The 25,644-nt window shown below is 35.4% G+C and carries 15 protein-coding genes; 14 read left to right on the top strand and 1 reads right to left on the bottom strand.

Features of this window, described 5'->3' with window-relative positions; genetic code table 11:
* The first annotated feature begins 323 nt into the window (after window positions 1–323).
* The 3 genes from AC1RNE_RS20770 (at window position 324) to AC1RNE_RS20760 (ending at window position 3,363) form a co-directional block, all read left to right on the top strand.
* A complete protein-coding gene (locus AC1RNE_RS20770; protein WP_492803805.1) occupies window positions 324–1,193 on the top strand; it encodes an AraC family transcriptional regulator in 870 nt (289 codons plus the stop codon).
* A gap of 366 nt (window positions 1,194–1,559) precedes the next feature.
* Entirely contained in the window at window positions 1,560–2,504 is a 945-nt protein-coding gene (locus AC1RNE_RS20765) for a ParA family protein (protein ID WP_492803804.1), read from the top strand.
* A gap of 1 nt (window position 2,505) precedes the next feature.
* Window positions 2,506–3,363 (top strand): hypothetical protein, encoded by an 858-nt coding sequence (locus AC1RNE_RS20760; RefSeq protein ID WP_492803803.1) that lies wholly within the window; start codon window positions 2,506–2,508, stop codon window positions 3,361–3,363.
* Between the two features lie 86 nt (window positions 3,364–3,449).
* Here AC1RNE_RS20760 and AC1RNE_RS20755 read toward each other — a convergent pair whose 3' ends face one another.
* The gene (locus AC1RNE_RS20755) at window positions 3,450–4,850 is read right to left on the bottom strand and encodes a replication initiation protein (protein ID WP_492803802.1); all 1,401 of its coding nucleotides are present in this window, start codon (window positions 4,848–4,850) and stop codon (window positions 3,450–3,452) included.
* Window positions 4,851–6,242: 1,392 nt separating this feature from the next.
* Between AC1RNE_RS20755 and AC1RNE_RS20750 the strand changes: the two genes are divergently transcribed.
* The 11 genes from AC1RNE_RS20750 to AC1RNE_RS20700 all read left to right on the top strand — a co-directional run bounded on the left by AC1RNE_RS20750 (window position 6,243) and on the right by AC1RNE_RS20700 (window position 25,627).
* Complete coding sequence (locus tag AC1RNE_RS20750; RefSeq protein ID WP_492803800.1) at window positions 6,243–6,833, top strand: RNA polymerase sigma factor; 591 nt, start codon at window positions 6,243–6,245, stop codon at window positions 6,831–6,833.
* Window positions 6,834–6,894: 61 nt separating this feature from the next.
* Entirely contained in the window at window positions 6,895–8,022 is a 1,128-nt protein-coding gene (locus tag AC1RNE_RS20745) for a FecR family protein (RefSeq protein ID WP_492803798.1), read from the top strand.
* A gap of 211 nt (window positions 8,023–8,233) precedes the next feature.
* Entirely contained in the window at window positions 8,234–11,695 is a 3,462-nt protein-coding gene (locus AC1RNE_RS20740; protein WP_492803796.1) for a TonB-dependent receptor, read from the top strand.
* A 19-nt stretch (window positions 11,696–11,714) separates the two neighbouring features.
* Complete coding sequence (locus AC1RNE_RS20735; protein ID WP_492803794.1) at window positions 11,715–13,604, top strand: RagB/SusD family nutrient uptake outer membrane protein; 1,890 nt, start codon at window positions 11,715–11,717, stop codon at window positions 13,602–13,604.
* Between the two features lie 28 nt (window positions 13,605–13,632).
* Window positions 13,633–14,337, top strand: a complete 705-nt coding sequence (locus AC1RNE_RS20730; RefSeq protein ID WP_492803793.1) for a DUF3823 domain-containing protein — start codon at window positions 13,633–13,635, stop codon at window positions 14,335–14,337.
* A 124-nt stretch (window positions 14,338–14,461) separates the two neighbouring features.
* Window positions 14,462–15,994, top strand: coding sequence for an MFS transporter (locus AC1RNE_RS20725; protein ID WP_492803792.1), 1,533 nt, complete (start codon window positions 14,462–14,464; stop codon window positions 15,992–15,994).
* A 49-nt stretch (window positions 15,995–16,043) separates the two neighbouring features.
* Window positions 16,044–19,613, top strand: coding sequence for a PVC-type heme-binding CxxCH protein (locus tag AC1RNE_RS20720; protein WP_492803790.1), 3,570 nt, complete (start codon window positions 16,044–16,046; stop codon window positions 19,611–19,613).
* A gap of 34 nt (window positions 19,614–19,647) precedes the next feature.
* Window positions 19,648–20,418, top strand: a complete 771-nt coding sequence (locus tag AC1RNE_RS20715; protein ID WP_492803788.1) for a ThuA domain-containing protein — start codon at window positions 19,648–19,650, stop codon at window positions 20,416–20,418.
* Between the two features lie 37 nt (window positions 20,419–20,455).
* Window positions 20,456–21,583 carry a Gfo/Idh/MocA family protein gene (locus AC1RNE_RS20710; RefSeq protein ID WP_492803786.1) on the top strand — a complete coding sequence of 376 codons (1,128 nt, stop codon included), beginning with the start codon at window positions 20,456–20,458 and terminating at the stop codon, window positions 21,581–21,583.
* Window positions 21,584–21,628: 45 nt separating this feature from the next.
* Complete coding sequence (locus AC1RNE_RS20705; RefSeq protein ID WP_492803784.1) at window positions 21,629–22,522, top strand: sugar phosphate isomerase/epimerase family protein; 894 nt, start codon at window positions 21,629–21,631, stop codon at window positions 22,520–22,522.
* A 342-nt stretch (window positions 22,523–22,864) separates the two neighbouring features.
* Entirely contained in the window at window positions 22,865–25,627 is a 2,763-nt protein-coding gene (locus AC1RNE_RS20700) for a family 78 glycoside hydrolase catalytic domain (RefSeq protein ID WP_492803783.1), read from the top strand.
* The last annotated feature ends 17 nt before the right edge of the window (window positions 25,628–25,644 follow it).

The raw sequence follows: 25,644 nt of genomic DNA, 5'->3' as shown, positions 1-25,644 counted from the left end.
GTAAGTATATATTCTACTTTTAATGCTTTTATACTTTACTGAGAAAATGCTACAATAAGTTTATCCTTCGTAATCATTATAATATCTTATCTTTTTTGAAAATGAGGTATTATTAGATTTGAATACAAATTTCATCAATCAAAAAGGAATTTTAGTGTAAATTTTTACCAACTTAGTATATGATATTGTCATAATTTAACTACGAATTATTATATTTGATGCATTAAAGCATAATTTCAAGGAATTTTCGTTCTTTTCTTTGTGCATTATAATAGTTCAACTCTTTATCAAAAAAATTATTTTAAATAAAATATATATTATAAATGAAGCCACTTTTTCATAAAGTTCCTGTAAAACCCGAAAGCTCATTCAGCATTCGTCATGATATAAGGCCAAACTTTGATACTATCTGGCATTATCATCCAGAAATCGAATTGCACTATATCATTAAGGGTGAGGGCGTTCGTTTTATTGGTGATAATATCAGCAACTTTTCTTATGGTGAAATAGTACTTATCGGTGAGAACCTACCTCATACATGGCGATGCAAAGAAGAATATTTTGAAAACAATCCCAATCTTGGTGTTGAGGCAATTGTCATTCATTTTTTACCAGATTGTTTAGGAAAATACTTATTGACTTTGCCAGAAGTGTACATGATTCCTAAATTATATGAGAAAGCAAAAAGCGGAATGGTGATTGGCGGTGAAGCCCGCGAGAAAGTAGCCAAGTTGATGCTAGAAGTAACCAAGGCAAGTAATCTGGAACGTATAATATTATTATTATCTATTCTGAATATTCTTGCTGAAACAGATGAATATACTACCATTGCTACTGATCATAGTTTTTATCAGTCAAACGAATCAGATACTATTCGTTTGAATAAGGTGTGTACTTATACGTTATCAAACTATAAAAAGGATATTACCCTGGAAGAAATCTCTGCTATCAGCAATCTTAGTGTTACGTCGTTCTGTCGTTATTTTAAATTGATGACTAAGAAAACTTACTATGATTTCCTTATTGAAATCAGGATAAGTCATGCCTGTAGGGCCTTAGTAGAAGATAAGCTCCCTACAGAAGTTATTTGTTTTGATTGTGGTTTTAATAATGTTTCCAACTTTTATAGACACTTCAAAAAAGTAACAGGCATCACTCCGTTGGAATACAAAAGAAAATATTTAACTCAATAAGAAAAAACAAAAAAGTAAAGCAGTTTAATAGTCTATCAATAAATACCGTTAAACTGCTTATTTATAACAACTTATATCATTTTTTTTCAAATTTAAACGCCTGAGAAGCCCATAAAAAATTAAATGAATATCTTTGTTAAAGATTTCAGCCTTATATGTGGTTTAATCGGCAATATAATCCCTGCTTTATTTTACATCTCCCTCCTACTCGGCATATTTTTCACTTCATCCCAAGCTCATTTTTCTACGAGAATTACTATTTTCAATATTTCTTTTAATTTTTAAGTAAGTTTTTATCAAAATATTTTTGGATAAAAAAAGTTATTTTTACATTTACAAAAGATAATTTTTTATCCCTTCTAACAAATGATTACACAAGAAAAAGTTGTTAAGTTTTTACGCTCAAAACAAGCACTTAACTTAACTCAAATTGAAAAAGAAGCTGGGATTCCTTCTAAAACCTTACATAAAGCACTTGCTGAACAGAAAGATATTCCGACAAAACATTTACCCGCCATCGATGAAGCCCTCAGACAATATGGTTATTCTGAAACAATGTTTGATAAAGCAACCGTTATCTCTATTGTAAATCATAAAGGTGGCGTTGGAAAAACTACTACAACTATCAATGTTGGTAAAGCGTTAAGTTTACTTGGCAATAAAGTATTGATGGTAGATATGGATTCGCAGGGTAATTTATCCCAGTGTTTTGGTATTCATGAACCCCAAAGTCAGGTAATAGACGCTTTATTGAGTAATACAGAACTACCCGTTATTCCCATTACCGAAAGTTTATTTTTAGCTCCTTCTGATATCAGAATGGCTTATAAAGAATCTGAATTAGCCAATGCTATTGGAGCAGACAGACGACTTTCTTTGAAGCTTGATGAAGTGAAAGAGTTTTTTGATTACATTTTAATTGATTGTCCCCCAAGTTTAGGCATTTGCACAACTTGTTCGTTAGTCGCGTCTAGTTATTGCGTAGTACCTATTCAACCAGAAGCTAGTGCTTATCACGGCGTAGAAAGTTTATTTAACAGGATTGCCGAAGTACGTGCTTATATCAACCCGACTCTAACGGTTAAAGGCATCGTGTTTACCATGGTGCATAAAAACCAAAGTGTGCACAAGAGTATGATGACACACATTGAAGAAAAATTTAAAAGTTTTCACATTTACAACACTATTATTGAAGGCTCAACCGTGATTAAGCAGTCGCAAGTAGCCAAAGAAGATTTATTTACTTATGCCCCCAAATCTTCCTCTTGGCTTCAATATCACAATCTAGCAACAGAAATAATGATCCTTTAATATGGCAAAAAAAGATTTTATGAATATTATGAAAGAGAAAACCAGCGACCTTCGCCCTTCTCTTTTATCATCAGAAGAAAATATAAAGAGTCAAATTGTAATACTTGATCAATTGCGTGATTTAATTCCGCCACTTACAGTGGATGAATTACACCAATTAGAACTTAACATTCTAAAACATGGCGTAAAAGATCCGTTATCAATTTGGGAAACTACAGCGGCCATTGCTCAGATTGATGATAGCAATACGCCTGTATTTGTGTTGATTGATGGACACAATAGGTATGACATTTGTAAGAAGAATCGTTTAGATTATCGTATCAATCTGTTGAAATTTGCTTCATTAGATGAAGTGAAAGATTACATGATTGATTTTCAATTAGGACGTAGGAATTTAACACCCGAACAAGCTTCCTATTTAAGAGGGCTTCGTTACCTTCAACAAAAATCAATGCGTGGTGGCGATAAGTTTGCTAATGAAGGACAGCAGGATGTATCTTTAGCACTTGCTACTGAATATGGTGTTAGTAGCAGAACGATAAAAAGAGATGGAGAATTTGCTTCTGGTTTGAATAAATTATCGACTGATTTAAAGCAAGAAATTCTGACGGGAAAACAAAAGCTACCAAAATCTACTATCAATGCTATTTCAAAGCTAGAAACTACTAGCCCTTTAGAAAGTATTGAAGAGATTAATAGCCAACTATCAAAAATTAATTCTGCTTCTCCAGAAAAGCAATTGAGCCCTAAAGTCGTTCAATTACAAACTGAAATTAGAGAAATTGCAAAAGGTAGTTTAAATAAAAGTGATTGTGAGGCTATTTTGAATAGAATTAATCAATTATTAGACATCTTATAGCAAAGTGACACGTTGTCACTTTGGTTTTTTGTCAATATCAAACCAACTAAGAAAAACCAAAGTGACAGCGTGTCACTTTGGTTTTTTTATATCAATTGTACTCCTAAACGATTGGCCACTTTATCAAATTGAGCTTTTACTGCTACAATATCTGGAAATTCAGAAGACATCGCATTCATTACGCCAGCAAAAAAAGAAGCATCATCTGAGAAATATTTTATAAAAGATTCGTTAGACAATTTTTTATCGCAATAATTCATGTAACTATTATAATTCATTTGCCCCAATAAGCTTCCCTGTAATTTATTTAACACTAGTAAGTATAACTCTGGATTGGTCTGCAAAATTTTTAAAGCAACTTCTCTTTTAGCATTTGAATAGGCAATTTTTAGTTCTTCTCTTTTAGCTTCTATTTTTTCAGCATCATCTTGCTTTTTTTGTACTTCTTTTTTCTGTTGGGTTTTCTTCAGCTCCTCAGCTTTATCTAATGTCTTCTTTTCAAATAAAGTAGGATTTCTAACCATTTGATTCAAATATCCCCCGACGTTGGTAATTGGCTTGCCTGATTTTACTTCTTTCAACACATAATCTATCCCCAATAATATTTGTTCTTCTGGCAATTCCTTAACCCACTGCTCAACTGTTTTTAGCGTAATTTCATATTCCTTGACTTTTGCAAAAATTTGCTCAATAATTGAAGACTCTTCGTTTTCAATACCATCTTCGGAATCATTGTTTTTAATGATAGAAATAGTTTGAATATCATCGTTGATGATGATATTCTTTTTGATGATAAATTCAATGCTTTCTACTTTCTTTCCATTTTTGATTTCTTGAAACTCAAAATATATTTCTGCATTTTGCGAAAGTTCTTTCCGTGCTTGTTCTATTACTTTTTTCTTAAAGTCAAAATAGTTTTTATACCTAGCCGATAGCCCTAAAGTTGCTTTCAGTTCTTCGACGTCAAACCTGAATTTACCAAATCGTTCATACTCTTTACAGAATTCATAAAACCTCATGGCATATACGCTATCGAGCCTTAAAATATTACGAATATCTAATACCGTAAAATTCTCTTTGATTTGTAAGAGGAAGGGGTGGAGTGCCTGCGGGATTTCTAAGGTAAAATATCCTTCGTCTTTATAATATACAAAGGCACTGATAAGATTGGCATCAAAGGTGATTTTATTGTTGGAGAAAAAAATACGTTTTTCTCTCATCTTCATTGCTTCTTTCTCTACGTGTGCATAAATATTGTTACTATTGATACCCGTAAGTCGCTGAAAATCTTTTACAGTTATTTTTATGATAGGGATTGAATCTTTGGCTTGATCAATACTGGCAATCATGTGCAAAAAGATTTTCATTTGAATGGCTGAAATATCAAATTTTGCATTAATAATTGGGTTACCTTTGATTATTCTATAAGGATCGTTTGATATCGCATTGATTGCTTTGTCTCTTTTATCACTTTTCTCTTTGCTCATTCGCTTTCCAACAGTTTGAGATGAAAAATAGAATACACGACTTATAACTTTGTCGAGTCGTTTTACAAAAAAAATAGATAAATTCATAAAATCAAAATAAAACGACAACAAATAAGAGATGGTCGTTTATGATGCCCCATAAAGGTCGTTATTGTAAACCCCATAAAAGTCGTGATATACCCCATAAAGGTCGTTGATACACCCCATAAAAGTCGTGATGTACCCCATAAAGGTCGTTGATGTACCCCATAAAAGTCGTTGATATGCCCCATAAAGGTCGTTTTATGGGTATTCAATAGGCTCAAATTCAAGCATTTATGAACGCTGAAAGACAAAAGAAAAGAAAGATAAAAGAAATACAACAAATAGATTTTGATGTTGAATAATACTTATTTTTTAAAATGTTAAAAAATACCAATAAGGAAAACAAACCCCATAAAAGTCGTTTTCAAATGCTAAGCTTACAGGATGTGTTTTCAAACCTCTTGTTGAATGACATTATAGTTTTTTTAAAGATAAAAATAGTACTTACCCCATAAAGGTCGTTATTATAAAATTGAATTAATTAAAAAGGTAATTTATTCATCACCCCATAAAAGTCGTTTTTTCAAAAGCCTATTTATTAATGTTAAATGCTCCTCTAGATTGTACAATTGCTAAAATGATTTATCATAAGCTAAGTTGCAATAAGGATAACATTTGAAAGGTAATAACAATTAACACCCCATAAAAGTCGTTTTTGATTATTATCTAGGTTTAGTGTGAGCTATATAAAAACGACTAGTACTTCACCCCATAAAGGTCGTTTTTAGATTTTAACAAGTTCTTTTTCAATGAATCAATACAATTTGAGTAATCTATTCTTTGAAGCCCCATAAAAGTCGTTTTAAGTAATCGATATTTTATTTTTATAATAGGATAAATCGAATAATAAGTAAATAATCACCCCATAAAGGTCGTTTTTATGAGTTATCAATATTCACTTATTGATGTGATATCAAAGATTACCCCATAAAAGTCGTTTTTAGATTTTTAATAATGATGTAGAAAACTTACCCCATAAAAGTCGTTTTTGTTTATTTGAAATGAATTAAGCATAGATAAGTAATATAATACTGTAAGCCGTATTTTTTAAAGCACAATGAATTTGATTAAATGTTTCAAAGTTTATTCAATATGTCTCAAAATAGATGTTTCCAAGTAATATTTAGATAAAACGAAGAAATGGAGCTTTCCTAAATTAGCTTTTCAACCTATCTTTACTCGATATATAAGTAATATTAAATTTATTATTATTAAAGTATAATTTGATAGGGTGATTAACTCGCTTCAATATTAGCTTTAAATAATAGGAAACCGAAACCTTTAACTTTAAAAGCACTACTGACAATAATGAATCAAATCACGGAAGAACCAAATAGGGAACAGGAACTGTGGGAGGCCTTCCAATTAGGTGATGAAGAAGCTTATACTCAACTGTATCGACTACACGTAAAAGCCATGTATAGATATGGCATGAGTCTGGTGTCAGTTTCAGAAGCTTTCGTCTTTGATTGTATTCATGATGTATTTACAGAAATATGGTTTAAAAGAAATAAACTGTCTGTCCCCGACAATGTTCGCTACTATTTACTAAAATCATTAAAGGTCAGAATTTTACATTTATTAACCCGAAAAGAACGTCCATATCAGACATTAAATGAAGATTTTGACGACTTTTTGATAGAACCATCGGCCGAAGAAATATTTACACAAAAAGAAGAAGCCAGCACTAGGCAAGAAATGATTACAAAGCTAGTCAGTCAATTATCACATCGCCAACAAGAAGCAATACGACTACGATTTGCCGAGAATATGAATTACGAACAGATTGCCGAAATAATGTTGGTAAATAGACAATCGGCACAGAATATCGTATTCAGGGCTGTAGAAAAATTGAGGACTTGGTTAGCAATAACAATTTTTGTCTTTTTTCAAGAATAATTTGATTTTAGTGAGTATGAAAATATACATTCGGTTATCTACTGTTAAAACATCATAATCTGTGAATACAAACTATAATCATTTCAGTACTTCAGACTTTGTTTCAGATGATGCTTTTTTACAGCATTATTTACGACCAACAGATTCTTCAAAAGTATTTTGGGAAAACTGGTTAACGGAACATCCTGAAAAAAAGGAAGAATGGTTAGCGGCACAACAATTAATTGAAGCAGTTCTATTAGGTTTGAGTGAATATGTTCGCACGTTTTTATCAGAAGAAGCAGAGCAACATTTATTAGATAGAATTTTGAGTACTAATGAAAGCCAAAAAGTAAATAAATCTAGTACTTTACCAATATGGAGACAATCGTGGTTTCAAGTAGTGGCAGCTTGCTTTATCCTTTTTATAGGAATGAAAGGTATTTATTTTAATAAGATTTTTACTCAGCAATCTATCTATCAAAAACAAATTGCTGTATTATCTGAGGAAACGATTATTGAAAAAAGTAATACCAAGAGTACAATTGATACCATAAAATTACCTGATGGGTCTCTGGTTTTTTTATCGCCTAATAGCAAGGTATGTTATGTTAACAACTTTAATACAGAAGCCAGAGCGGTATATTTATCGGGGAAAGCAGTTTTTGATGTTGTAAAAATGCCTTCAAAGCCTTTTTTTGTCTATGCCAACGAAATTGTTACTAAAGTACTCGGGACGAAATTTGAAGTGTTTTCATACGATAATGATAAAAGTGTAATCGTAAAAGTATTAAGTGGGAAGGTGAGCGTGTATAAAAACCCAAAGTTCGATCAGGTTAATGATGCTACGATTGAAAAAATGGGCGTACTGTTGAAGCCAAATCAGCAAGTTATATTTTCGAGAGACAAAGAATTATTTAAGAAAGCTATCGTTGAACAACCCATATTGGTTATTGCTAGTGATGTTCAGAAGCCAACGTTTATTTATGATGAAACGCCCGTTATAACCGTACTGGATGACATCGCAAAAGCCTATGGTGTTGAAATAGTTTTTAATAGAGACATAATGCAGTCGTGTCAACTAACATCATCTATGGAAGATGAATCTCTACAAGATAAGCTAAATATTATTTGTAAATCTATCGGAGCAAGTTATGAAATTATTGATGCTCAGATAGTTATTAATTCAAAAGAATGTAAACCAAATTAACTAAAATAAATAATTTCATCTTTAACTCCCTCTGTTTAACAAATGAAAACATAATTACTCCAAACTTCTAATTATTTCAAAAAAGAAAAAAGGCAACGATGTTTGCACCATCATTGCCTTGTAACTCCGCAAAGCAGCTTAAATAAATTTAGGCTGGATGGGAATTCTTTTGCTCGAAAATTAAGTCATTACGATCAAAACAATCAAAAGTATGAAACAATTTAGAATTTTACTATTCCAATGTATGAAAATATCGTTGGTTCAACTCTTCATGGCTTGTTTGTTCATTAGCGTATCTTGGGCGAGCGAATCAGCTGCTCAGGAGTTATTAAACCGCAAAATGACATTACAAGTATCAGACAAAAAGATAAAGGCTGTCTTGAAGGATATAGAAAATGTGGCAGGTGTCAGATTTTCATATAGTCCTCAAATTATTCAATCAAGTCGTTCTATTACGCTAAATCTTCCCAATGTTACTTTAGGTGAAGTGTTAGAAAGACTTCTAAAACCCCTCAATTTACAATATGATGTAGCTGGGAAACAAATAATACTGAGTACGCAAGGAAAAGCAACTCAGATACTTTTAAAGGAAGAATCCTCTAAAGAAACGCTTCAGAACGTAGAATTTACTGTAAAAGGTACTGTAACAGACGAGTCGAATGTTCCAGTGCCTGGCGTTAATGTATTGCTGAAAGGCAGTACAAATAAGGGGACATCAAGCAATAACAAGGGCGAATATGTAATTTCGTTGCCCAATGGCAATGCTACGCTTGTATTCTCGTCTATTGGCTACATTAGTCAGTCTGTTATCGTTAACAATCGTGCGGTGATAGATGTTAAATTATTACCTGATAACAAAGGACTAGAGGAAGTAGTAGTTGTAGGTTATAGCAGTCAGAAAAAAGAGTCTTTAACAGGCGCGATTTCAATCGTAACAAGCAAAGATTTAGAAAAAGTGCATGGTGGGTCTACAGTAAGTTCAGGTTTAGCAGGAAAAATTCCAGGGGTATCTTTCAGAATGGCTGATGGTCGCCCAGGGGCTAGTGCTAGTATCCAGATTCGTAACATGGGTAGTCCATTATTTGTAATTGATGGAATTCAACAAGATGCTGGTCAGTTCAATAATATTGCTCCAAATGATATAGAGAGTATTTCTGTTCTAAAAGATGCCTCAGCGGCGATTTATGGCGTTCGTGCGGCCAATGGAGTAGTGGTTGTTACTACCAAAAGAGGTAAATCGGGTAGTCCTAATACTGTAAACATTGATGCGTATACAGGCTTTCAAAATTGGTCAAGATTTCCTGACGTAGTAAACGATTCTTATCAGTGGCAATTAGGTAAAGCAGATGCTGAAATGAACCAGTTTGGAAAAACAGCCCTTACACAAGCTGAGTTAGACAAATATAGAGCAGGCACTGAGCCTGGCTATCAGACATTTAACTGGAAAGACTTTATTATTAAAGGGAATTCTCCTTTAACATCCATCAACATTAATACATCTGGAGGTTCTGATAAAATCAGTTACTATATTTCTGCTACTCGTTTAAGTCAGAATTCAGTGTTGGGTCGCGAATTTACTTTTACTAGAAGCAATATTCAAAGTAACGTAGATGCCAAGATTTCGTCAAATCTTAAAGTGGGTGTACAGATTAACGGACGTGTTGAAACGAGAGACCAACCAGGGATTCCCGGAAGTGATGATTATTGGCTACCACGTTTTGCTATTTTAAGAAACAGACCGTTTGAACGACCTTATGCTAACGATAACCCATTGTATTTGAATGATATAAAACATAATGAAACAAACTGGGCTTATAACAACAAAACGCTAGGAGGATACTGGCGTGAAGATTGGCGAGTATTACAAACCAACTTTAATGCAGAATACCAAGTACCTGGGGTAAAAGGATTAATGTTGAAAGGAATGTATTCATATTACATTGCTGACAAAGTAATGAATGGTCATGAATATACGTATCAAGCATATACTTACAATCCTGCGGATGATACTTATAAAGTGACAGGCGGTAGTACAAACCCTTGGAGAGAACGTGGTACGACCAAAATTATGAGAAATATTTATCAAGGGCAGTTAAATTATAATAACACATTTGGTAAACATACAGTGGGTGGAGTATTTGTAGCAGAAAGACAAGAACAGCGCACACAAGACCAATGGGTGCACTCTGTCCCTAAAACAAACGTGTTACCATTGATTTATTTCCCGACGGTTGATACCTACAATGATGCTGATAATCAAGAGGCACGTATAGGCTATATCGGTAGATTTAACTATAATTATTCAAATAAGTATTATTTTGAAGTTTCCGCACGAAGAGATGCTTCATGGAAATTTGCACCAGATAGAAGGTCAGGCACTTTCCCATCGGCTTCGATTGGTTGGAGAATTAGCGAAGAAGACTTTGTGAAGAATCTGATAGGAGGAAGCTCTATTTTAGATGATTTAAAAATCAGAGGTTCTTATGGTATCCTAGGAGATGATAACGTGGGGATTGGTGCTTACGACTATCTTTCAGGGTATAACTACAACGTAGGGAACGTGATTTTGAGTGGTACGCCAGTAGTAACTTCCAGAGATAAAGGACAAGTAATTAATAATATTTCTTGGTTCAAAAGTAAAATCACTGATATAGGGGCTGATTTCTCATTCTTAGGCACGAAATTGACAGGTAGTGTAGATTACTTCTACCGTTTAAGAACAGGCTTAAGAGGGCGCAAATATGATTTATTGGTGCCTAGTGAGTTAGGATATAACTTACCTGATGAAAACGTAAACAGCGACGCACAGTTTGGTGGTGAGTTTTCTTTGATTTACAATGGCAAATCTGGCGATTTTACGTATTCACTTGGAGGAAATATGTCATATTCTCGTAGCGAATTTATTTCTTCTTATAAGCCGATTTTCAATAATTCATGGGACTATTACAGAAACTCATCTGAAGGACGTTACAGTAATATTTTCTGGGGTTATGAAACCATCGGACAGTTTCAGTCAAGAAATCAAATCAATGAATATCCAGTAAACATTGATGGTCAAGGTAACAAAACCTTAAATCCTGGTGATTTGATTTATAAAGACGTAAACGGCGATGGCAAAATAGATGGTTATGACCAAAGACCAATCGGTTATACAACTACTGGTCAGCCAAATGTAAACTTCGGTTTAAACTTTATGTTAGGTTGGAAAGGCTTTACTTTCACGGCTGATTTCTCAGGCGGTGGTATGTATTCTTGGAACCAAAACTGGGAACAACGTTGGGCATATCAAAACGATGGTGCTTTGAATCAACTATTGACAGACAGATGGCACAGAGCGGATGTATTCGATGTGAATAGTGAATGGATTCCAGGCAGATTCCCTGCTTTCCGCTATAATGACGGAGGACACAGTAACTACAACAAGAACTCAACATTTTGGTTACACAACGTAAAATATCTACGTGCTAGAACCCTTGAAGTGTCTTATTCTTTGCCAAAAACATTACTCGATAAATTGAAAATTAAGAAAGCAAGAGTGTATGTGAATGGTTATAACTTGTTCTCAGTGGATAACTTAAAAGAGTATGGTGTTGATCCAGAAATTGCAGATGATAACGGTTTGCAGTATCCTCAAAACAAGTTTGTGAACATTGGAATCAATCTTTCTCTTTAAAATATAAAAATAATTTGCAATGAAAAAGATTTTATTGATAAAACTATTAGTCTTACTAACAATAAGCTGGGGATGTAATGACGAAGGATTTTTGGATAGACAACCTACCAATATTCTAACGAATGAACAAATTTGGAATAGTCAAGAGCAAATATTGTCTGTTTTAGGAGATTTGTATAATCGCTACAACGATTATTCTAGCTTAAAAAGCTGGACATCAATGGCTGACTTTAATGAAGCTTTTTGGTCGGAGGCAGGGCAATATGGTAATTTCCAAAATACTACTTATGATTATGGTGCATGGGGAATTTGGGATTATGCCTACATCCGTGACATCAATTTATTTATCCAAAAATGTGCGGCAGCGGATAAATTGGATACTGCTACTAAAGATAGATTTTTGGCAGAGGCTCGTTTCTTGCGTGCTGCCTACTATTTTGAATTGGTAAAACGCATGGGTGGTGTACCATTGATTACAGAACCTATGACCTACGATTTCAGTGGTGACCCAAGCTATTTACGCAAGGCAAGAGCCAAGGAATCAGAAGTATATGATTTTATTATCAAAGAAGTAGATGAAATCAAATCAAAACTTCCTATCAATGCTGCTGAAAAATCAAGAGCAACTGCAGGAGCAGTATTAGCCATGCAGGCTCGTGCAGCCCTTTATGCTGGGTCAATCGCTAAATATGGCAATAATACACCGCTAGTAACTTTACAAGCAGGCGAAGTAGGAATACCAGCTAGCATGGCAACTGGATACTATACCAAAGCTTTAGCTGTGGCAAAGGAAATTATTGAAGGTAAAGCAGGTGCTTATGCTTTATACAATAAAAAGCCTGATTTGTCAGAAAACTTCTCAAGCATCTTTTATGATAAAGCTAACAACCCAGAAGCCATTTTTGTAGAAGATTTTAAACTACAAAGCGGGAAAGTACACAATTTTACCATTGTAAACCAACCTAGATATGGTGCTGAGGAAGAAGAAGGAGGAAGAATAAATCCTTCATTAAACTTGGTTCAATCATTTGAAAAGTTGGATAATACTTTTGCTCCTTTTGAAACCAACAACTCGTCAGGGGGATATAATTACTATGATAACATCGGTGATATTTTTGCCAATAGAGATGCCCGTTTAGCAGGTACAGTAATGTTACCAGGCACAAAATTCAAAGGAAGAAACGTGGATATTTGGGCAGGGTTTCAGTTGGCAGATGGAAGCATTATTAGTGGTGATGACCGTGGTTCACAGAAAACATTACCGGGAAAAACAACACGTGAACAAGTAGTAGGCTTTGATGGTCCTATTGATGGCTTTGAATTTACGGCTCAATCGGGTTTTTATTTACGTAAATATTTAGACCCCGTAACAGGTTCGGGTCAGCGTGGTGTACAAAGCGAAGTGTGGTTTATCCGTTATCGTTTTTCTGAAGTATTGTTGAATGCAGCAGAAGCAGCTTTTGAATTAGGACAACCTGCACTAGCAGCTACTTATATGAACCAAGTGCGTACAAGAGCAGGGTTAATAAAACCATTGGTTAGCAGTGATATCACTTTTGATAGAATTGCCCATGAAAGAAGAGCAGAATTGGCTTTTGAGGGGCATTATTTCTATGATTTGAAACGGTGGAGAATCGCCCATTTAGTATTAGATGGAGGTGCGATTTCACCAACAGATTTAGTACAAGACATCGAAAAAGCAACCAAAAGAAGCACACAACCTTATGCTTTATGGCCTTACAAAATTTATAATCCTAGTTCAGCGAATGATGGAAAGTGGATTTTCAAGATTGTGAAACTGAGCCGTGTAACTGCTGCTGACAAATTCCAGTTTGGGAATTATTATTCAAAAATCGGAGATGATATTATTAATAACAATCCGAAAATTATTAGAAATCCAAATCAATAGATACGATAACATCTAAACGATATATATCATGAGATTATCAATTTATTCTTTATTTGTCGCTGCATTGTGTGTTTTTATGGCATCTTGCTCGATGGACAATTATGTAGCACCTAATGTCGATTTTAAAGGTCGGATTGTTTACAAAGGGGAGCCAATAAATGTTGAGTCAAACCAAGTGCGTTTCCAATTATGGGAACCCGGTTGGGGAAAGCTTGCTCCGATAGATGTAGCTATTTCACAGGAAGGCAATTATTCAGCCATACTTTTCACTGGAAAATACAAAATGATATTTCCTAAAGGGGAAGGACCATTTATGACTAATATTATTAATGCTACCGTAAAAGATACCCTTTACTTAGATATTAAAGGTAGTCAAACGACTGATTTTGAAGTGATTCCTTATTATATGCTTAGAAATGCAAGTTTTTCAAAAGGAGAGAACAAAGTAGTTGCTTCTTGTAAAATTGAAAAAATCATTACTGATGCCAATGCTAAAAATATTGAAAGGGTTTCCTTATACATCAATAAAACACAATTTGTGTCGGGTGCAAACAATATTAAAGTAGTAGATATAGCAGGGAGTGCTATTACAGACTTAAATAACATCAATCTATCGCTTGATGTACCTGCTATTTCACCCAGTCAAGATTATGTATTTGCTAGAATTGGCATAAAAATAAGTGGAGTAGAAGACATGATTTTTACACCAGTTCAGAAAGTACAATACAAGTAAGATTATCTATTATTATCCAATTTAATTTTAATAAGCCCCTTCTCTTAATACTTGAGAAGGGGCCAAGTAAACGCTTGCCTTTTTCAAAAAAAATGAGCCTGTTTACGATTATACTGAGTACACTATGGAATCAATCATCAATAAAAGAGAAGAAAATTATTCAACAGACCAAAAGGCAAACCAACATCTATTTTGGGGTTGTTTTATGGTATTGGTGGCGTCGGCATTTGGCTTTGTTTTTCGTGCTTTTTTGATGGCAGAATGGGGAACACAATTCGGGTTGAGTAAAACCCAACAAGGAGAAATTTTTGGAGTAAGTTTCTGGCCTTTTGGCATAAGCATTGTCTTTTTTAGCCTTATCATTTACCAGATAGGCTATAAGAAATCAATGATTTTTGCTTTTGTTTGCCATACCTTATCAGTCATCATCACGATTTTAGCAGATGGTTACTGGATGCTATACGTAGGAACACTTTTGTTCGCATTAGGCAATGGTGCTGCCGAAGCCGTAGTCAATCCTGTAGTGGCTACGATGTTTCCTAAAGAGAAAACAAAATGGCTGAATATTTTGCACGCTGGATGGCCAACAGGGATGGTATTCGCAGGGTTGCTAGGTATTGCTATGCTCCATCAGCAATTAAACTGGAATATTATCATCGCCTTTATTATGTTGCCAACGCTTATTTATGCTTGGTTGATTTTTAAGCAGGAATTTCCAGTAAATGAGCGCGTTAAGGCAGGCGTTAGCTATTTAGAAATGCTTGAGGAAGTTGGTATCGGTGGAGCGTTGATTATTGTTTCTTTGTGTACGTTCCAGTTAGGAAATCTATTTAACTGGTCACTGATTACAATACTTGCAGTTATCATGACGCTCATTAGTATTTTCGGTTACTTTGTCCGCACTTTAGGACGCCCCCTCTTTATTCTATTACTGCTAATCATGATTCCATTGGCTACCACCGAGTTAGGTACTGATAGCTGGATAACTGATTTAATGACCCCAGAAATGAAAAAAGTAGGTTTGCAAGGCGGTTGGGTGTTGATTTACACTTCATTAATTATGGCAATACTTAGGTTTTATTCAGGACCGATTGTACATAAATTTTCACCTTTAGGATTATTAGCCGTAAGTGCTTTAGTCGCCGCTATTGGCTTACAATTTCTATCGCTTTCTACGGGTTTTGCTATCATTATTGCTGCCACAATTTACGCGCTTGGCAAAACCTTTTTTTGGGGTACAATGCTTGGCGTCGTTTCTGAACAATTCCCTAAAGGTGGAGCTTTAGCACTAAACTTTACAGGTGCTGTTGGTCAAGTAGGAGTGGGTGTTATCGGAGCAGTCATTCTTGGTTTTGTACAAGATAAAGAATTTGATAAAAATCTTTTTGTTAATCATACAGAAATACATTCAACGTATGTGAACAAAGAAAAAACTGGTTTATTTGGTTCATATAAAGTGCTAGATTTAGATAAACTGTCAGAGGCAAATCCAGCAATAGTACAAACAATAGTACATACCCAAGAAGGAGCTAAAAAAGATGCTCTTAAAACGGTAGCACTCTTTCCCATCTTAATGTTGGTTTGCTATATAGCCCTAATTTTTTATTTCAAATTAAAAGGAGGATATAAGCCCATTTTATTGGTCGATAAAGAATAATCAAGCATTTAAACCTATTACCTCACCATCATTTTAACATTCAGTAAATATGAGAAAAAGTATTTTACTGGTACTGGTCGGATTGTTTTTCCAAACCTGTACCAATAATAAGAATTTGTCTGGAAAAAGCGTAAGCAATGATATTACCAACCAAAAAGATGCAAGACGAGCAGAAGTATTATTTTTAGGGCATAATAGCAAACATCACGACTCTGGTAAATATGCTCCTTGGCTTGCGATTAAACTTTTCAAAAGTGGTATCAACTTAACGTATACCACAACAGTAAACGATTTGAATGCTGAAAACCTAAGTAAATATGATGGATTGATTATTTACGCAAATCACGATTCGCTTTCTGCGTCGCAGGAACAAGCACTAAAGAATTTTGTTGAAGGAGGAAAAGGTCTTATCCCTTTACATTCTGCGGCAGGTTGTTTTAAAAACTCTGATTGGTATATTAAAACCATTGGCGGTCAATTCAAGTCGCATGATGTTGATACCTTCTCTGCCACTATTGTGAATGCTTCACATCCTATCATGAAAGGTATTACCAATTTTAATACTTGGGATGAAACGTATGTTCACAAAAATACTAATCCTGATAGAAAAATCCTTACTGAAAGAATTGAAAATGGGAATCATGAAGCCTATACTTGGATAAGAAACCAAGGAAAAGGCAGGGTTTTTTATACTGCTTATGGGCATAATGATAGTACGTGGACCAACAAAGGCTTTTTGGATTTAGTGAGAAACGGCGTAGTGTGGGCATTAGGCGACGACGTAAAAAAGCGCATTGAAAAATTAAACATTCCAGATGTAGATATTTATAATTCAGACTCTATTTCCAATTATGCTGTCCGTCATAATGTTCCTAAGATACAAGAAGCATTATCTCCAGAAGAATCTCAGAAACTGACACAAGTAGCTGTAGATTTTGATGTAAAACTTTTTGCCTCTGAACCCAATATTATCAACCCAATTGCCATGGCTTGGGATGAAAAAGGCCGTTTGTGGATTGTAGAATCTGTTGACTACCCTAATACTTTCAAAGAAACAGATGGGGTTGCCAACGACAGAATTAAAATTTGTGAAGATACCGATGGGGATGGGAAAGCTGACAAATTCACTGTTTTTGCCGACGATTTGAATATTCCGACGAGCATGGTTTTTGCCAATGGCGGAGTAATTGTTTCGATGGCACCCCATTTTGTTTTCTTGAAAGATACTAATGGTGACGATAAAGCAGATGTTAAAGAAATCATCATGTCGGGTTGGGGTAAAAATGATACGCATGCAGGGCCTTCAAACTTACAATATGGGTTTGATAATAAAATCTGGGGAGTGTTGGGCTTTTCAGGCTTCAATGGCGTTGTTGATGGAAAAAAACAGAATTTTGGACAAGGCGTATATCGTTTTAATCCGAACGGAAAAAACCTTGAATACTTATCCTCAACCAGTAACAATACTTGGGGCTTGGGTTTTTCAGAAGAAAACAATGTATTTATTTCAACCGCCAATAATACACATAGTGCTTATTATTCAATGCCAGCAAGGCTGAATCAGCGAACATTTCAAGGAGGAGTACAGCCTGTTCAAAAAATTGATGGTCATTATGATGTTCATGTAATGACGCCAAATTTACGTCAGGTAGACGTAGTAGGAGGGTTTACTGCCGCCGCAGGACATCATTTATATACGGCAAGAAATTTTCCGAAAGAATATTGGAATAGAATTGCTTTTGTAACAGAACCAACGGTTAGATTAATCCACAATGCTGTAATAGAGCCAGATGGAGCAGGATTTAAAGAAAAAGATGCTTGGAATTTAATGGCAAGCTCGGATGAATGGTTTGGACCAGTGCATGCCGAAGTTGGACCCGACGGTGCTGTTTGGGTAGCAGATTGGTATAACTTCATTATTCAACATAATGTGTTTGTGCCTGCGCAAGCTCCTTCAGGGACTATTTTGCCCCCTAATACTAATCAGCCTCATGGAAAAGGAAATGCTTTTTCGAGTCCATTAAGAGATACCAATCATGGACGTATATATAGAGTCGTTTATAAAAATGCCAAAAAAGAAGAACCGTTAAAATTATCTAAAGACAATATTCAAGGGTTGTTGGCTGCTTTAGAAAACGATAATATGTTCTGGAGAATGACGGCTCAGCGTTTACTAGTAGAAACCAACAATACATCTGTTGCACCTGCGTTATATGCCATCATCAACAAAACCAATGTTGACGAAATTGGCTTGAATAGCCCAGCAGTACACGCCCTTTGGACGCTCCACGGCTTAGGCTTATTAGATGGTACACATCCAGAAGCTTTGCAGGTAGTTTTCAAGGCAATGTCGCATCCAGCCTCAGGGGTTCGTAAAGCTGCTATAGAGGTTTTGCCAAAGTCACAAGAAGTTTTTGATAACATCTTGAAAAGCGGAATGCTTTTAGACCAAAATCTAAATGTTCGCAAATCAGCCCTATTAGCAATTGCGGATGCCCCTGCTTCGGAAACGCTAGGAGAGCTATTGTATACTGCCTCAAAAGATGAAAAAAATGTAAAAGACGAGTGGTTATCAAAAGCATTGTTTGCTGCCGCCATTACCCATGAAAATGGATTTATAAAGGCTTACCAAAGGAATGCAAGTGCTGAAATCCAAGAATCGGCTTTTACAAAAAGTATTATCGAGACCCTTAACAAGGAAGTATATGTGTTGGGTAGAAGAAATGTGATGCAATATTCACCAAATGTGGTAAGCAAAGAGATTATCATAAAAGCCAACATCACTAAACCGAACAATAATCGTGAATTGCAAGGAATGATTTTGGCTCAAGGTGATAAAAACAACGGTTACGCATTGTTTATTCAAGAGGGGAAAATAAAGCTAGTGTACAGTAACAATGGGAAAGTAATTCAAACAGAAAGTAACGAACCTTTGCCAGAAAAATTTGAATTAGTAGCAGAGCTTTCTGCCAATGAAGGGGCAATAATAAAAGTAGATGGTAAAACAGTCGCTAATATTAAAGGAGTTGACTTATTCGAAAGTCCACTAGTAACATCTTTGAGAACAGGGTTTGATTTTGAAGATGAAACCAAGATGGGCAACTATCAAGGAGCTTTTAACTTAAATGGAAATCTGCAAAATATTTCTTTAGAACTTAGAAAACCGAAAGTAATAGAACACCATCACGATAACCATGCTATAGCCTCATCTGAGAAGGTAGAATCAAAAACTGTGGCTACGTCATCAACTATTGATTTGAAAATTGAGAAAGAAGTAATGCAGTTTGATCAAAAATTGATTCAAGTAAAAGCAGGACAGAAGATAACCATCAATATCGAAAATCCAGATGGAATGCAACACAATTTTGTCATCATCAAACCAGGAACACTCAATAAAGTAGGAGCTGCTGCCGATGCCCTAGCTCGTGACCCTAAAGGTGCTGAAAAGAATTATGTCCCTAAAATGCCAGAGGTATTATTCGCTACAAAACTAATTAATACCGATGAAACTGTAATCCTTGAATTCACTGCACCTACGCAAGCAGAAGACTATACGTTTGTGTGTACTTTTCCCGGACATTGGCGAGGAATGAATGGTATCCTGAGAATTGTAAAATAGCGTTAATTGAACCTTTTATAAATGTATTTTTAGCATGAAAAATAACAAATCTTACTTTTTTCAAGAATTCGGATGTAGCCGTTTCCTACTGTTTTTGCTATTACTTTCAGTATGTAGCATGGGTGAAAGCATGGGCATTCAGCCAAATAGCAAGAAAAAAAATAAAGCTATCAGAGCATTAATTGTGGGTGGTGGTTCATCACATGATTTTGATAAATGGTATAAAACTACCGACGTGGCAACGTTAGAAAAAGATGGTTTGGCAAAGGTTATTTATACCGATAATCCTAAAACGATTTTAGCCACTTTACCCGAAATAGATGTACTGATATTGTGCAATAACCAACCAATAGCAGACGAAGCAACCAGAAAAGCCATTTTTGATTTTGTAGAGGCGGGTCATGGATTAATGCTATGTCATGCCGCACTTTGGTACAATTGGGCAGATTGGCCTGCTTACAATACCAATTTGGTAAGTGGTGGTACTCGTGGGCACGATCGCTATGGAGCTTTTGACGTAAACATTGTTAATCCAAAACATCCAATCACAAAGAAAACCACACCACAATTTAGTTTGAAAGATGAATTGTATCATTATCAGCTAGATACCAATGGACCTGGAATAGAAGTATTGGCAACAGGAAATATGGCAGATTCGAATAAAATATACCCTTTGCTGTTTGTTGTAAAACATCCAAAGGCGAGAATTGTAGGCTTTACATTAGGGCACGATGCCGAATCGCATAATATTTTGCCTTATCAAACACTGCTCAGAAATACACTTAAATGGGTAGCCAAAAAATAAATTAAAACATACAAAGAACAAAGAAAAATTTACAGTTATGAGTCAGAAAAAAATCACTGTGGTTATTGTAGGAATGGGTTTTGGTAAAGAGTTTATTCCTATTTATCAGAGCCATCCAAATATCAAAGCCGTTGGAATTTGTACTAGAAATCCAAAAACATTAGATGAATTGGCGACTAAATTCAACTTGGATAGAAACTTATGTTTTGAAAACTTTGAAGATGTCCCTAAAAGAGATGATGTAGATGCGATTCATATTGTAACACCTGTGCCAGAACACGCTCAGATGACACTCGCTTCATTGAATGCCAACAAACATACAGCTTGTACTATTCCGATGGCGATGACTGTTGAAGATTGCAAGGCAATCGTTGAAGCAAAACGGAAAGCAAAAAAGGTTTATATGATGATGGAAACAGCTTTGTATACACGTGAATTTTTATACGGTTTGAAATTAGCAGAAACGGGACAATTGGGCAGAATTCAATTTGTAAGAGGTTCGCACATTCAAGATATGAGCATGGAAGGTTGGGGAGAATATTGGAAAGGCTTTCCACCAATGTTAAATGGAACACATGCTATCTCGCCCTTATTGCGTATTAATAATACCAAGGCTGAATCTGTAGTTTGTCACGGTTCTGGTAAACTAAGTGAAGATTTAGCCAAACGCTATGGTTCGCCATTTGCCGTTGAAACGGCCACTTTTACCTTGAAAAACTCTGATGTAATTGCAGAAGCAACCCGTTCATTGTTTGATGTCGTGCGTCAATACCGTGAAAGCTATGATGTATATGGTGATAAAATGTCGTTTGAATGGGAACAGTTGCAAGATGAATCTCATGTGATTTTTGACGGAGGAGAAAATGCTTCAAGAATTGACGTGCCAGATACCGATGAATTATTGATTGAAGAAATTGCCCATTTTACCAAAAGAGAGAAAATAGACGACCCAAATCACGTGTCCTTTTTACAAGGTGCTGGTCATGGAGGCTCTCACCCACATTTAGTGCAAGAATTTGTGGCAGCCATTATTGAAAACAGAAACTCAGTGGTTGATGCTGATGTAGCGGCTAATTATACTTGTGCAGGAATTTGTGCGCATGAGTCGGCCATGAATGGAGGTAAAAGAGTGTTGATTCCTGATTTTGACATAGAAGAAGCTTAACAGACAAAAGGTTGAGAATTAGATTAGTTTTTACTGAACGGGAGGGTGAATTTCATTCTCCCATTTTCACCATTAAATGATAATTTAGTTATGTTGTTTGGAGCAAGTACTTTTGTTTGGACTTCACCATTTTCAACGCAAACATTTGATATTGCTCATACGATTAAAAAAATGGGCTATGATATCATTGAAGTAGCTGTAGAAGATGTCGATGCCATTGATTGGGTAAAACTCAAAGAGATTGTTAAAGAGATAGATTTGAAAGTTACCATCAGTGGTGCTTTTGGGGCAGAACGTGATATTTCGAGTACCGAGCAGGCTTTTCGTAAGCAAGGGAAAAAATACATCATTGACTGTATCAAAATTGCCCATTTTATGGAGAGTCCCATTTTTGGTGGGCCCGTCTATTCAGCAGTGGGGAAAACCCGTTTGGTAGCTGATGAACAGAAAAAACAAGAAAGAGCATGGTGTGTAGCAACGTTGCAAGAGGTAGGGAAAGTAGCCCAAGACTATGGAATAGTGGTAGGAGTAGAGCCCTTGAATCGTTTTGAAACCGATATGATAAATACAGTTGACCAAGTAATTTCACTGGTCAAAGAAGTATCGAATCCTGCAATACAAATTGTGATGGATACTTTTCATGCTAATATTGAAGAAAAGAATATTCCAAATGCCATTCGAAAAATTGGCAAGGAATTACTCTGTCATGTACAAGGTAATGAAAGTGACCGAGGAACCCCTGGGACTGGTCATATAGATTGGTTAGGTATCAAACAAGCACTTGTTGAAATAGATTATCAAGGAGCTATCGTACTCGAAACCTTTGGCGCTCCTTCCAAAGAATTGGCAAGAGCAGCCTCCATTTGGAGACCTCTGGCCAATAGTGCAGACGAATTAGCACAAGAAGGATTAAATTTCTATCAATCTGTTTTTAGATAAAGCAAAATAAGTAATTAGGAATACACCTTTCATACTTCCGATAATTGACAGCATCTCTTCCTGTTGATTATCGGATTTTTTATGTCCCTTCGAAAATTAACCAATATTTTCACTGCTGTTTCCTTATTTTATTACAATGCATAAATTGTACAATTGAGCCTTTTGTTTTAAAGATAAAATTGTATAATACATTGAGAAAATGGTACAAATATGTATTTTTGGCTATTCTTAACTTTGTATGCTGACAGAACTATTCCAAGAAATTAACATAACTTTTATTTTTTGAGATAGCCAGTCAACAAAAAAATCACATATAGCTAAATGAAGAGCAATACATTTTGTATGAAAAAAATTACGTTGATATTTTGCTGTTTACTCTCATTAAATACGATTGCTCAAACTGTGCAAATCAGTAATTTACGTTGCGAGTATCGTTTGAACCCTCTTGGCGTGCAAACTACTTCTCCAAAACTTAGTTGGCAAATACAATCTTCACAACGGAATGTTTTACAAAGTGCCTATCAGATTTTAGTGGCAGATAGCCCTGAGACATTGGCTAAAAATCAAGGCAATGTTTGGGATTCTGGTAAAATCGTTTCAGATAACTCTATTCAAGTAAATTATCAAGGAAAGCCTTTGCTGGCTACTAAAAACTATTTCTGGAAGGTGAAAATTTGGGATAACCAAGCCCATGCTACTAGTTGGAGTAAAGCTAATTTTTGGCAAATGGGCTTATTAAACAAAGCCGACTGGAAAGGTGCTCATTGGATTACCAACCAAAAGCTAGCAGATACTTTGGTAAATAGTTTACCAACAGATGGGAAAAAAGACAAAATTCAAGGAAGTAATATTTTGCCAATTTTTAGAAAAAGCTTTGCGATAACCAAGACTGTAAAAAAAGCAACGATGTTTATAGCTGGCTTAGGGCATTTTGAAATGAGTTTGAATGGCAAAAAAGTAGGAGACCATTTCTTGGATGCAGGTTGGACTAAATATGATAAGCAAGTACAATATGTAACATTTGATTTAACCCAACAGCTACAAAAAGGGGAGAATGTAGTAGGGGTAATGTTGGGAAATGGTTTTTATTATATCCCTCCTGTAAAAGACCGTTATAGAAAACTGAAAGTTTCTTTTGGTTACCCAAAAATGATTTGCCATTTAGCCTTAGAATATTCGGATGGTTCTGTCGCTACAATCGTAAGTGATAATTCGTGGAAGGTGACAGCAAGTCCTATTACTTTTTCAAGTATTTATGGAGGAGAAAACTATAATGCAAACTTAACACAAAAAGGATGGGATACGCCTGCGTTTAATGACCAAACGTGGAAATCAGCCATGGTTGTAGAGGGAGATGTTGAACTCACTTCACAAATGCAAGAACCTGTAAAAGTGTTTGGTAACTTTTTACCAAAAAGTATCAAGAAACTTCCTTCTGGTAATTGGATATACGATTTAGCCCAAAATGCTTCGGGAATTATTCAGCTAAAAGTAAAAGGGAAAATGGGCGATACTGTTCGTGTGATTCCTGCTGAGTTGATAAAGGAAGATGGTTCTGCCAATCAAAAAGCTACGGGTAGTCCTTATTATTTTGAATATATCTTAAAAGGTGATGGTATTGAAACTTGGCAACCTCGATTTTCATATTATGGGTTCAAGTACTTAGAAGTAAAAGGCGGCGTTCCCGAAGGACAAGAAAACCCTAACAATAAGCCAACAATCATTGAATTGAAAGGATTGCATATTAGAAATGCCGCCGAAACGGCAGGTGATTTTACTAGTTCAAGCGAATTGTTCAACAAGACAAATAAATTGATTGACTGGGCTATCAAGAGTAATATGGTTTCTGTTTTTACCGATTGTCCACATCGAGAAAAATTAGGCTGGTTAGAAGAACTTCATTTGATGGGAAGTTCGGTGCGATATAATTACAATATTCAAAATTTATTAAAAAAAGGCATTGAAGATATGAAAAACTCTCAGACTGCTGAGGGACTAATTCCTGCCATTGCACCAGAGTATGTAAAATTTGAATGGGGAGGTAATGATATGTTCAGAGATTCGCCAGAATGGGGGAGTAGTGGTATTATTGTTCCGTGGTATTTGTATGAATGGTATGGAGAAAAAAGCACATTAGAAGAAAATTACCCGATGATGCAACGCTATATGACTTACTTAGGAAAAAAAGCAAAAAATCATATCTTATCACAAGGGTTAGGTGATTGGTACGACCTCGGTCCAAAGCCTCCTGGGGTATCACAACTTACTCCGATGGGTGTTACGGGAACGGCTACTTATTATTATGATTTAACAATTCTGGAGAAAATAGCTACTATTTTACATAAAACGGATGACGCTCAAACATATAAAAATTTAGCCATTGAAGTAAGAAAAGCCTTTAATGATACCTTCTTCAATAAGGAAACCAAGCAGTATGCTACTGGCAGTCAGACGGCTAATGCCATGGCTGTTTATATGCAATTAGTGGATCCTGCTGACAAGGAGGCAGTAGTTGAAAACATGATTCAAGAAATCAAAGCGAGGAACAATAGTCTAAGTGCGGGCGATATTGGTTACCGCTATGTATTAAGAGTTTTAGAAGATGCAGGGCGTTCAGATGTGATTTTTGACATGAACAATCGCTCTGATGTGCCTGGATATGGCTATCAATTAGCGAAAGGAGCTACTGCTCTGACAGAATCTTGGCAAGCATTGCCTTCGGTTTCTAACAATCACTTTATGCTAGGGCATTTAATGGAATGGTTCTATAGCGGACTATTAGGCATCAAACAACCAGAAAATGGACATGCTTTTAAAAGTATTGAAATAAACCCACAAATTGTCGACGGAGTTAGTTTTGCCAAAGGGTATTACGATTCACCTTATGGTATCATTCGCTCGGAATGGAATAAAACCAATAATTCTTTTGAATTAAAGGTCAGCATCCCAGCCAATGCTTCTGCTACGATTTATGTGCCATCAAAAAATACCTCAAACATTAAAGAAACGACTTCAATGACAAGAATTGAAAAAGTTGGATTTAGTAATGGTAAAACCATCTTGAAAGTTGGCTCAGGAAATTATCATTTTGTGGTAGAGAATTAATAAAGTCTTTAAAGAAT

The organism is Arcicella sp. GW822-FHT02H01 (assembly GCF_058802005.1).
The sequence above is the reverse complement of the archived record's forward strand: the minus strand, read 5'-3'. Positions and strand labels throughout refer to the sequence as shown.

What these genes read in the sequence shown, in the direction of transcription:
- AC1RNE_RS20730 (WP_492803793.1), top strand. Translation starts at nt 13,633, where the DNA reads ATGAGATTATCAATTTATTCTTTATTTGTCGCTGCATTGTGTGTTTTT.
- AC1RNE_RS20725 (WP_492803792.1), top strand. Translation starts at nt 14,462, where the DNA reads ATGGAATCAATCATCAATAAAAGAGAAGAAAATTATTCAACAGACCAA.
- AC1RNE_RS20700 (WP_492803783.1), top strand. Translation starts at nt 22,865, where the DNA reads ATGAAAAAAATTACGTTGATATTTTGCTGTTTACTCTCATTAAATACG.
- AC1RNE_RS20720 (WP_492803790.1), top strand. Translation starts at nt 16,044, where the DNA reads ATGAGAAAAAGTATTTTACTGGTACTGGTCGGATTGTTTTTCCAAACC.
- AC1RNE_RS20770 (WP_492803805.1), top strand. Translation starts at nt 324, where the DNA reads ATGAAGCCACTTTTTCATAAAGTTCCTGTAAAACCCGAAAGCTCATTC.
- AC1RNE_RS20735 (WP_492803794.1), top strand. Translation starts at nt 11,715, where the DNA reads ATGAAAAAGATTTTATTGATAAAACTATTAGTCTTACTAACAATAAGC.
- AC1RNE_RS20760 (WP_492803803.1), top strand. Translation starts at nt 2,506, where the DNA reads ATGGCAAAAAAAGATTTTATGAATATTATGAAAGAGAAAACCAGCGAC.
- AC1RNE_RS20715 (WP_492803788.1), top strand. Translation starts at nt 19,648, where the DNA reads ATGAAAAATAACAAATCTTACTTTTTTCAAGAATTCGGATGTAGCCGT.
- AC1RNE_RS20740 (WP_492803796.1), top strand. Translation starts at nt 8,234, where the DNA reads ATGAAACAATTTAGAATTTTACTATTCCAATGTATGAAAATATCGTTG.
- AC1RNE_RS20765 (WP_492803804.1), top strand. Translation starts at nt 1,560, where the DNA reads ATGATTACACAAGAAAAAGTTGTTAAGTTTTTACGCTCAAAACAAGCA.
- AC1RNE_RS20710 (WP_492803786.1), top strand. Translation starts at nt 20,456, where the DNA reads ATGAGTCAGAAAAAAATCACTGTGGTTATTGTAGGAATGGGTTTTGGT.
- AC1RNE_RS20750 (WP_492803800.1), top strand. Translation starts at nt 6,243, where the DNA reads ATGAATCAAATCACGGAAGAACCAAATAGGGAACAGGAACTGTGGGAG.
- AC1RNE_RS20755 (WP_492803802.1), bottom strand. Translation starts at nt 4,850, where the DNA reads ATGAGCAAAGAGAAAAGTGATAAAAGAGACAAAGCAATCAATGCGATA.